This is a genomic window from Streptomyces sp. sk2.1 (assembly GCF_008120935.1).
Taxonomy (GTDB): domain Bacteria; phylum Actinomycetota; class Actinomycetes; order Streptomycetales; family Streptomycetaceae; genus Streptomyces.
This window is the reverse complement of the sequence record NZ_RDBO01000077.1, coordinates 602,075-612,194: the sequence shown is the minus strand read 5'-3', so window position 1 is coordinate 612,194 and position 10,120 is coordinate 602,075. Positions and strand designations below refer to the sequence as shown.

Sequence of the window (10,120 nt, the reverse complement as noted above, 5' to 3'; positions counted from 1 at the left end):
GTCCGGACGGGGGCGGGCGGGTGGTGCGGTTCGGTGCCTCGGAAGGTCAGCCGTTGCCACCGAGGTCGATGACGGCGGTCCGCTCGGCAAGGGTCTTGCCGAGCAGTGCGGTGTTCATGGCCGCAGCCACGTCGTCCGCGTTGAGCTGGTGCTTCTTGCCGTCGCCCTTGGTGACCATGATGCCGTCGAAGACGCCGTCGCAGAGCTCGTCGATGGCCTTCTTGTCGTAGTGCTGGACCAGCTTGCCCTCGACCGGCACCATCGTGAGGATCTTCGGCAGCGACCGGGACGGGCCGAACTGGATCTCCTTCGCCCCCGCCTTGATGGTGACCAGCCCGGACATCGCGGGCTTCGCGAACTCCTTCATCGCCCGGTCCAGTTCGGCCCGGGTGATGGTGGGCTCGCGGGTGGTGACGGGCAGTTCGACGACGTTCGACCGGCCGGTCTGCACCTGGGTGCGGTACGCGTCGCGGACCGAGATCATCGACTGGCCGACGTCCAGCGTCTTGCCCGGCTTGCCGGGTACGGCGGTGACCTTGTTCGGTTCGAACTTGATCGTGCCGTCGCTGGCCGAGCCGGAGACGCCCGCCAGGTCCGTCAGCGCGACGCCGAGCTTCTCCTCGTCGACCGGGATCACCGGGTCGACGTTGCGCTTGTTGCCGAACAGGGAGCCGATGACGGAGACCGGGTTGTAGTCGCTGCCGGCCGCGGCGCGCACGGTCGCCTGGCTGTCCAGGGCGAGCCCCGCCTTGTCCGGCACGAGTTCGGTCTTCTTGCCGGCCACGGACAGCTGGAGCGGGGCCTCGGCGCGCTTGCCGAGGGCCGCGTCCAGCTTCGCGACGCCGTCGTCCTTCGTACCGCCGCCGATGTCGACGCCGAGGACGGTGGTGCCCTTGGGGACCTCGGAGTGGTTCATCAGCAGTCCGGCACCGTAGGCGACACCGACCAGGCCGACGACGCCCACGCCGAGGAGGACCAGCTTGGAGCGGCCCTTCTTCGCGGGCGCGGACGAGGACGGCGACGAGGAAGCCGGTTCGGGCCGGGCGGGCGCGGCGGGGCCGCCGGGACCGGCCGGGCCGGTGCCCATCGGGTCGCTCGGGCCGCCGGACACCGCGCCGGCGCGCTCGCCGAGGCCGGGCGGGGACGGGAACGGGGAGGCGGACCGGTGCTCCGGCGGGACGACGGGGATGCCGCTGGTGAGCGTGTCACCGGAGACGTTGCCGTCGGGCCCCGCGGGGGCCGGGGCCGCGAACTGCGGCGTCAGCACCGCCGTGTCGTCCGACATCCGCGGCGGCACACCGCCCGCGCCGCCGGGACCGGCCGGGCCGGAGCCGGGGCCGCCCGGGCCGTCGAGGTTCGGGGTGAGGGACGACGTACCGGTGACCGGACCCGTGGTGGGACCGCCGGGAGGCTGCGTGCGCACACCGAGGCTCGGCGTGGGACGCGGACCGCCCGCGGAGGCGTCGTCGGCGCCGAAGTCGTCGCCGTCGAGGCGGGGTACGCCCTGGCCGCCCGTGTGCTGCGGACCGTCCGAGAAGTACGGCAGGTCGGGTCGGGGCGGGGTGGGCGCGGGGCCCCCGGGACGTTCCGCGCCGTTGGCCGGGCCACCGCCGGAGGGGSCCCCGAGCGGCGCGTTGCCGCCGAGGGTGCCGCCGCCACCGGCCGGGCTCCCGCCGAGGGGCGCGTTGCCGCCCGGCGTGCCGCCGCCGGAGGGCTCGGGCTTCGAGGCGTTCGCGAGGGGCTTGCGCGGGGCGAACCAGTCGCTGCCGCTCGGCTCCTTGGCCGACTTCTCGGCGGCCGGTTCGGCCGTCGCGGCACCCGTCCGCTTCTCGGCGGCCGGTGCGGCGTCGGGCGCGTCCGGGGCGCCGTCCGACACGGACCGCGCGGGGCGCGGGATGCTGCCCGTGCGCTCGGCGCCCTCGGTGTCGGCGTCACCCACGGGCGTACGCATGACGACGGGCGGGATGGGGCGCGACCCCGGGATGTTGATCCGGATGCGCGTCGTCAGCGTCGTCTCGGTCTTCGGCTCGTCGGACCGAGGAGGATCCGCAGGTTCCGGGGCCCCCTCCGGGGCGTCCTGCGAAGGGTGCAGCGACGGATACTGGCGGGATCCGTACGGCGGCGTCCCCGAAGGGTACGCGGCTCCTCCGCGCCCCTGGGGCCCGGAGGACGAACTGTCAGTTTCACGACTCAAAGCAGGTTCTCCCGATTGGCTCCGCCGCCCGTACTTCCCCCATGCCGCAGGCCTGGGGACGGCTCGGCGCGCGAACCACCATACTGGCCGCCGCCGGCAGACACCCCGCGACCGGGGGAAACGGCCGGGTGGCCGCCGGAAGGGCAGGGGGCATTACGGGATCGGAGATGGCACATTACTTGCCAGGTCGGTCGCTGTCGGCACCCCGCAGAAGCGACCGCGACATGGTGGCACAGATCACAGCGACGACCATCCCGCCGAGCATGAAAAGAGTCAGGCCCAGTTCGCCGCCGAAGACATAGTCGCCCTCAGGCCGCCCACCGAGCAGAACAACGATCGAAATCAGCCAGCCCGCGGCGGGTGCCAGGGCTCCGAGCTGGGTGTCGAAGACCCGGCGGCCGCCGTAGAAGAGACCGCCGGCGGCCAGCAGCGCGAGCAGCAATCCGGCGGGGAACCAGGCGGCTTGGACGAGCGCTCCGGCGATTCCCACGAGCGCGCCGAGCAGGGCGAGACCCACGTAGGAGGCGATCCGGCCGGGGTTGACGGGGGCGGCGAGGCCGGTGACCGCGACGTTCCCGGCGGACGTGCGGGGGTGCGGCTCGCGCCGCTCCCCGCCGCTCATCGCTCCGCCTCCGCCAGGTCCGCGAACTCCGCCAGGCCCGCGAACAGGTCGTCCTCCCGGGTGCCCCGGGGAGCCCCGTACGTGCCGCGCACCAACTCGTAGTACTCGGTGGTCAGGAGCGGCTGCCCGAGGTCGTTGGAGAGGGCGAAGAGGGAGCCGTCGACGGTGATCTGGGTGGCGTGGGCGCGCATCGCGGCGGCCTTCGCGGCGGCGTGGGCCGAGCCGTCGATCTCCGCGGCGATCCGGCAGTCGTCGGCCACGCCCGGCAGGTCGTCGAGGGCGGCGACGCCGGGGAAGGGGAAGGCGTCCGGCGCCGTCTCCCGGAGGCGGGCGAGACCGTCCTTCGCGACGGTGCGCGGCACCCGGTTCCAGTAGATCTTGGCGACGGCGTGCGGGGCGCCGGACCCGGCGCGGTACGCGGGATCGGCGGCCAGTTCCGCGGCGCGCATCGCGACCCGGTGCGCCTGGATGTGGTCGGGGTGCCCGTAGCCGCCGTCGGAGTCGTAGGTGACGAGGACCTGCGGACGCACCTCGCGGATGATCTCCACCAGGTGTCCGGCGGCGTCGTCCACGTCGGCCGTCCAGAAGGCGCCGGGGCGGTGGTTCTGCTCGACGCCCATCATCCCGGAGTCGCGGAAGCGGCCGGGGCCGCCGAGGAGCCGGTGGTCGGTGACCCCCAGCTCCTTCATCGCCGCGGCGAGTTCGCCCTGCCGGTACGGGCCGAGGGCGTCGTCCCGGTCGGAGGCGAGATGGGCGAGGGCGGGCGGAATGACCTCGCCCTCCTCACCGAGTGTGCAGGTCACCAGGGTGACCTGGGCACCTTCGGCCGCGTACTTGGCCATGGTGGCGCCATTGTTGATCGACTCGTCGTCGGGGTGCGCGTGCACCAGGAGCAGACGCCGGGCGGGATGGTCCGTCATGGGGACAGCCTACGAGCCGGGCGGACCGATCACCGCCCGCGCACCGTACGCGCACCCACCGCACACCGGACGCGCACCGACGGAGCACCGGCCGGTCACCCGCGATCCACGGCCCGCCGACGGTACGGAGGGCCGGAGGACGGGAGTCCGAAGGCGAGGGCCGGAGGACGGGAGCCGGAAGGCGGGGACCGGAGGACGGAGGTCAGAGGACGGGGGTCAGAACTTGATCCCGCCGATCATGCCCGCCACGTTCGTGGTCAGCTCCGAAATGGTGGGCGCGATCGACGAGCTGGCGAGATAGAAACCGAGCAGCGCGCAGACCACCGCATGTCCGCCCTTCAGTCCGGCTTTCCGGATCAGCAGGAAGACGACGATCGCCAGCAGCACCACCGCCGAAATCGAGAGTGCCACGGCGGTTCACCTCCATCAGTTCCATCAATACGGTCGGGACGGGCAGCACACATGGAGCCAGCAGGTTCATACCCACCGAGCGCTACGGATCATAACTATCCGTGCCAACGCATTGTTCGGAGCACGGCAGCACGAGGGGCGCACGAACGGGTGGTCGGGGGCTAGGTTCGCCACATGACTTCGCAGAAGATCTCATTCCCCCGCCAACACGCCCGAACGATGCGTTTCAGCCTCGGAGCACCCCGCGCGTTCACCGTCTCCCCCGACGGGGAGCGGGTGATCTTCATCCGCTCGGAGTCGGGTACGGACCGGGTGGGCCGGCTGTGGGTCCTGGACCTGCCGAAGGACGGTGCGCCGGGGGAACGCGTGGTCGCCGATCCCGTTGCCCTGCTGGGCGGTTCGCAGGAGCGGCTGTCGGCGCAGGAGCGGGCCCGGCGCGAACGCAGCCGCGAGGGCTCGTCGGGGATCGTCGGCTACGCGGTCGACGCGGCCGCAGAGTTGGCCGCTTTCGCACTCTCCGGAAAGGTGTACGTGGCCGAGCTCCGGGCCGGAACGGCCCGCGCGCTGCCGGTTCCGGGCCCGGTGATCGACCCCCGACCGTCACCGGACGGACGACACGTCGCATACGTGTCCAAGGGTGAGCTGCGCGTCGTGGGGGCGGAGGGCGACGGGGACCGGGCGCTCGCCGAACCGGACGGGGCGAACGTCACGTACGGCCTCGCGGAGTTCATCGCGGCCGAGGAGATGAAGCGGTCGCGGGGCTTCTGGTGGTCGCCGCAGTCGGACCGGCTGCTGGTCGCCCGGGTCGACGACAGCCCCGTGCAGCGGTGGTGGATCTCCGACCCCGCGCACCCCGACCGCAGGCCCGCCGAGGTCGCCTACCCGGCGGCCGGGACGCCCAACGCCGAGGTGCGGCTCTTCTTGATGGGCCTGGACGGCACCCGCACCGAGGTGGTCTGGGACCGGGCCCGCCACCCCTACCTGGCGCAGGTGCACTGGTCGTCGAACGGGGCTCCGCTGCTGCTCGTCCAGGCCCGTGACCAGCGCGGCCAGCTCTTCCTGGCGGTGGACACGGAGACCGGCGCGACGCGGACGGTGCACGCCGACGAGGACCCCGTGTGGCTGGAAATCTTCCCCGGGGTGCCGGCCTGGGCGCCGGACGGACGGCTCGTGCGGATCGCGGACGAGGGCGGGGCGCGGGTGCTCGCGGTGGGTGACCGGCCGTTGACCGGGGCGCAGTTGCAGCTCCAGGCGGTCCTGGACATCGGGGAGTCCGACGTCCTGGTGTCGGCGTCGGCCGGTGAGGAGGCCGCGGCGCCGGAGGTCGGCGAGAGCCACGTCTACCGGGTCAACGAACTGGGTGTGGAGCGGGTCTCCGAAGGGGTCGGGGTGCACTCGGCGGTGCGCGCGGGCGGGGTGACGGTCATGGTCTCCCGCGTGCCCGACCGGCCGGGCGCCCGCGTCGAGGTGTTCCGGGACGGCAAGCCGGTCGCCACGGTGGCGGACCGTTCCGAGCGGCCGGTTCTCTCCGCGCGGCCCCACCTCACCGAGGGGGGCGCACGGCGGATTCCGTGCGCCGTGCTGCTCCCCGAGGGGTACGACGAGTCGGACGGCCCGCTTCCGGTCCTGATGGACCCGTACGGCGGCCCGCACGGCCGCCGGGTGCTCGCCGCCCACACTCCGCATCTGACCTCGCAGTGGTTCGCCGACCAGGGCTTCGCGGTCGTGGTCGCGGACGGCCGGGGCACGCCGGGGCGTTCGCCGGGCTGGGAGAAGGCCATCAAGGACGACATGGCCCATGTGGTGGTGGACGACCAGGTCGAGGCGCTGCACGCGCTGGCCGACCGGTTCCCGCTGGACCTCGGCAGGGTGGCGATCCGCGGCTGGTCGTTCGGCGGGTACCTGGCGGCCCTGGCCGTGCTGCGCCGGCCCGACGTGTTCCACGCGGCGGTGGTGGGCGCGCCGGTGACCGACCAGCGGCTGTACGACACCCACTACACCGAGCGCTACCTCGGCGACCCGACGGAGCAGCCCGAGGTGTACGCGCGCAACTCGGTGATCACGGACGAGGGGCTCTCGGGGGCCGCCGACCAGGTGCGGCCGATGATGATCGTCCACGGCCTGGCGGACGACAACGTGGTGGTCGCGCACTCGCTCAGGCTCTCGTCGGCGCTGCTCTCGGCCGGGCGCCCGCACGAGGTGCTGCCGCTCAGCGGGGTGACGCACATGACGCCGCAGGAGCAGGTGGCGGAGAACCTGCTGCTGCTCCAGGTCGACTTCCTGAAGCGGTCGTTGGGCCTGGACGGATAGACCGCCGGATCGCCCCGGTCGCCTCGCGCCGTCGCCCCGGCCGCCTCGCCCGGGCCACCTCGTTCCATCGGCCCGGCCGCCTCGCCCGGGCCGCCCCGCGCCGTCGCCCCGGCGGGCCCGTGTCCGCCGGGGCGGCCTGCCCGCCGCCACCGGCCGGGCGGAAGGGGCGCGTCCGGGCAGCGGGCCCGTCACCAGCCGGGCGGCGGCTGGGACGGCGGCGGCGGCCCGAAGACGCCGGGCCGCGGATAGCCGTACCCCTGCCCGTAGCCCTGGTGGGGCGGGGCGGGGACGTCGGCGGGCCCCGGCAGGGACATCGCCAGCAGCGCCACGGCACCGACCACCACCTCGAAGAACGAGGTCAGCACGAGGAGCTGCTCCTCCACCGGCAGCCCGCCGAAGCGCTCCAGCAGGTCGTGGTGGACGGAACGGGCCACGCCCATCACCCCGCCGAACAGCAGCAGCGCGGCGGTGATCAGGCCGAACGGCCGCGCGTGCACGGCCCGGGCCAGCGCGCTCACCGCCGTGAACAGGCAGAGCAGTGCCAGCACCACCGTGAACCAGCCGGGCGGCGGGTCGACCAGCCCGTGCACGACCCGGTCCCCGCCGACGTACCAGTCGGGGTAGACGTCGAAGGTGGCGTCGGCGAACCGCACCGCCTGGCGGATCTCCCAGGCGATCACGACCGCCCCCGCCGCGCCGAGGCCCAGGAAGGCCATCACGCCCGCGCCCTGGCCCGGCCGGGCCGGGAGGCGTTCGGAGGAGTCGTACGGCGCCCTGCGGCCGGCCCCGGCGGTGATGATCAGCGCGATGCCCGCCGCGAGCGCCGCGAACGCGCTGAGCAGGGCGCGGGTGCGCAGGTCGTCGGTGAACCGGGCGGTCGTCCCGTTCCCGCCGATGGTCCAGAGTCCGGGCAGCCGCACGGCGATCGTGACCGCTCCGGCCGCGACCAGCGCGGTGGCGGCCACCGACGAGCGCAGGGCGGCGACGGCCGCGGCGAGGTACACCAGGAACAGCACCGCGTCGTAGGCCGAGGTGGCGGGCGGCGCCTTGAGCCGCGCGTCGTAGTAACCGGCCCAATGGCGCCACAGCTGTGCCGGATCGTCGACCGCTCCGACGTCCCGTACGATCCAGCCCGCGACGATCACCGCGAGCACCGCGCAGAGAACGGCGCCGGTGACCCTTGCCCCCCGAGTGAGTATCACGCGAGCGATCCTCCACCGTCGCCGCTCCGGCGGACAAGGGGTTCGTCCGCGTGGTGCGCGAATGGGCAACCGGCCGGGAGTTGTGAGGGCTCCCGGCCGGTCCACGGCACCCGCACGGCCGCACACCGGTCATGCTGGCGGGTCCGTATATCGGACGTGGGACGGCCGGGTTGCCCTCCTGTTAACGCGCCCGGGGCTCAGCCCGCCCGGCTGCTCCCGGCGGGCGGGGCCCCGCCGTCCCGGCCCTCGTCCGGGTCCTCGCCCGAGTCCTCGCTCCCGCCCTTCTCCTCGCCCTTCTCCCCGTCCTCGGCCCCGCCCTTCTCCTCATCCTCGGCCCCGGTCCTGGCCCCGTCCTCACCGTCCCCGGCCCCGTCCGCCTCTTCCGCAGTACCGCCCGGTGGCTCCAGCAGCCCCTCCGGCGGCACCACCTGCTTCTCCTCCGCGAAGTGGCAGGCGGAGTCGTGCTTGGCCATGGTCTCCGTCAGCCGGAACACGGCCGGCACCGCCAGCAGCGGCACCTCCAGTTCGCACCGCTCCTGCGCCTTCCAGCAGCGGGTGCGGAAGCGGCAGCCCGAGGGCGGGTTGGCCGGCGAGGGGACGTCGCCGTGCAGGATGATCCGTTCCCGGTGCTCGCGGGCCGTCGGGTCCGGCACCGGGACGGCGGACAGCAGCGCCTGGGTGTACGGGTGCGTGGGGTGGTCGTAGATCTGCTCGTCGGAACCGATCTCCACGATCCGGCCCAGGTACATCACCCCGACCCGGTCGGAGATGTGCCGGACGATCGACAGGTCGTGCGCGATGAAGACGTAGGCGAGCTCGAACTCCGCCTGGAGCCGGTCCAGCAGGTTGACGACCTGCGCCTGGACGGAGACGTCGAGGGCGGAGACGGGTTCGTCGGCGACGATGATCTCGGGGTTCAGGGCCAGGCCGCGGGCGATGCCGATGCGCTGGCGCTGGCCGCCGGAGAACTGGTGCGGATAGCGGTTGATGTACTCCGGATTGAGCCCGACGACGTCCAGCAGGTCCTGGACCTTCCTGCGGCGGTCGCCCTTCGGGGCCACCTCGGGGTGGATCTCGTACGGCTCGCCGATGATGTCGCCGACGGTCATGCGCGGGTTGAGGGAGGTGTACGGGTCCTGGAACACCATCTGGATGTTGCGGCGCACCGCCTTCAGGGCGCGCCCCGACAGCTTGGTGACGTCCTCGCCCTTGTACCTGATCGCACCGGCCGTCGGCTGTTCCAGGTGCACCAGCATCTTGGCCACGGTCGACTTGCCGCAGCCGGACTCCCCCACGATGCCGAGCGTCTCGCCCGCGGCCAGGTCGAAGGAGACCCCGTCGACCGCCTTGACCGCGCCGATCTGCTTCTTGAACAGGATGCCCTGGGTCAGCGGGTAGTGCTTGACCAGGTCACGGACCTCCAGGATCGGCTCGCCGGTCCTCGCGGCCGCCCCGCGCACCGTCCCGGTCGCCGAGTCGTCAGCGCGCATCGAGCGTCTCCTTCCAGAAGTAGCAGGCGCTCCTGCGGTGCTCGGCCACCTCGAACAGCGGCGGCACCTCGTCCCGGCAGATGTCCTGGGCCATCGGGCAGCGCGGGTTGAAGGCGCAGCCGGGCGGGATGTGCAGCAGGTTGGGCGGCAGTCCCTTGATCGCGTACAGCTCCCGGCCCTTCTGGTCCAGGCGCGGGATCGACCGGAGCAGGCCCTTGGTGTACGGGTGGGCGGGCGCCCGGTAGATGTCGTGGACGGGGGCGGACTCGACGATCCGTCCCGCGTACATCACGGCGATCTTGTCGGCGACGTCCGCGACCACGCCCAGGTCGTGGGTGATCAGGATCAGGCCCATGTTCAGCTCGCGCTGGAGCTCGGCGAGCAGGTCCATCACCTGGGCCTGGACGGTCACGTCGAGGGCGGTGGTGGGTTCGTCCGCGATGATCAGCGAGGGTTCCAGCGCCATCGCCATCGCGATCATGATGCGCTGGCGCATGCCTCCGGAGAACTGGTGCGGGTAGTTCCCGACGCGTTCCTTCGCGGCCGGGATGCGGACCCGGTCCATCAGCTCGACGGCCTTCGCCCGGGAGTCCTTTCGGGACATCCCCCGGTGCACCTCGAACATCTCGCCGAGCTGCTGGCCCACGCTGAGCACGGGGTTGAGGGAGGAGAGCGCGTCCTGGAAGATCATGGCCATCTCCTGGCCGCGGATCCTCCGGCGCTCGTCCTTCTTCATCGTCAGCAGGTCGCGGTCCTTGAAGCGGATCTCGCCGCCGCTGATCTTTCCCGGGGGCATGTCGAGGATGCCCATGATGGCCTGCGCGGTGACGGACTTGCCGGAGCCGGACTCGCCGAGGACGGCCAGCGTCTCGCCCTCGGCCACCGAGTAGTCGACCCCGTTGACGGCCTTGGCCACGCCGTCGCGGGTGTGGAACTCCACGTGCAGATCGCGCACTTCGAGCAACATGGCA

General features: G+C 72.9%; 8 protein-coding genes. 1 reads left to right on the top strand and 7 read right to left on the bottom strand.

Annotation, left to right across the window (positions count from 1 at the left end; translation table 11 throughout):
* Positions 1 to 46: 46 nt before the first annotated feature.
* The 4 genes from EAO76_RS29995 to EAO76_RS29975 form a co-directional block, all read right to left on the bottom strand.
* A complete protein-coding gene (locus EAO76_RS29995) occupies positions 47 to 2,194 on the bottom strand; it encodes a hypothetical protein (RefSeq protein ID WP_187438836.1) in 2,148 nt (715 codons plus the stop codon).
* A gap of 175 nt (positions 2,195 to 2,369) precedes the next feature.
* Positions 2,370 to 2,816: a DUF6113 family protein gene (locus tag EAO76_RS29985; RefSeq protein ID WP_148839030.1), complete on the bottom strand. Its 447-nt coding sequence runs from the start codon at positions 2,814 to 2,816 to the stop codon at positions 2,370 to 2,372.
* Positions 2,813 to 3,736 (bottom strand): N-acetyl-1-D-myo-inositol-2-amino-2-deoxy-alpha-D-glucopyranoside deacetylase, encoded by a 924-nt coding sequence (gene mshB / locus EAO76_RS29980; protein ID WP_148839029.1) that lies wholly within the window; start codon positions 3,734 to 3,736, stop codon positions 2,813 to 2,815. The genes EAO76_RS29985 and mshB overlap by 4 nt, the downstream gene beginning before the upstream one ends.
* 216 nt (positions 3,737 to 3,952) lie before the next feature.
* Positions 3,953 to 4,147 (bottom strand): hypothetical protein, encoded by a 195-nt coding sequence (locus EAO76_RS29975; protein ID WP_148839028.1) that lies wholly within the window; start codon positions 4,145 to 4,147, stop codon positions 3,953 to 3,955.
* 174 nt (positions 4,148 to 4,321) lie between these two features.
* Here EAO76_RS29975 and EAO76_RS29970 point away from each other — a divergent pair, with 174 nt between their 5' ends.
* Positions 4,322 to 6,457: a prolyl oligopeptidase family serine peptidase gene (locus EAO76_RS29970; protein ID WP_148839027.1), complete on the top strand. Its 2,136-nt coding sequence runs from the start codon at positions 4,322 to 4,324 to the stop codon at positions 6,455 to 6,457.
* Positions 6,458 to 6,645: 188 nt separating this feature from the next.
* Here EAO76_RS29970 and EAO76_RS29965 read toward each other — a convergent pair whose 3' ends face one another.
* The 3 genes from EAO76_RS29965 to EAO76_RS29955 all read right to left on the bottom strand — a co-directional run bounded on the left by EAO76_RS29965 (position 6,646) and on the right by EAO76_RS29955 (position 10,116).
* Positions 6,646 to 7,659, bottom strand: a complete 1,014-nt coding sequence (locus EAO76_RS29965) for a hypothetical protein (protein WP_262375828.1) — start codon at positions 7,657 to 7,659, stop codon at positions 6,646 to 6,648.
* Positions 7,660 to 7,856: 197 nt separating this feature from the next.
* The gene (locus tag EAO76_RS29960) at positions 7,857 to 9,149 is read right to left on the bottom strand and encodes an ABC transporter ATP-binding protein (RefSeq protein WP_148839026.1); all 1,293 of its coding nucleotides are present in this window, start codon (positions 9,147 to 9,149) and stop codon (positions 7,857 to 7,859) included.
* On the bottom strand, positions 9,139 to 10,116 hold the full coding sequence (locus EAO76_RS29955) for an ABC transporter ATP-binding protein (RefSeq protein ID WP_148839025.1): 978 nt from the start codon (positions 10,114 to 10,116) through the stop codon (positions 9,139 to 9,141). The genes EAO76_RS29960 and EAO76_RS29955 overlap by 11 nt, the downstream gene beginning before the upstream one ends.
* Between the last annotated feature and the right edge of the window lie 4 nt (positions 10,117 to 10,120).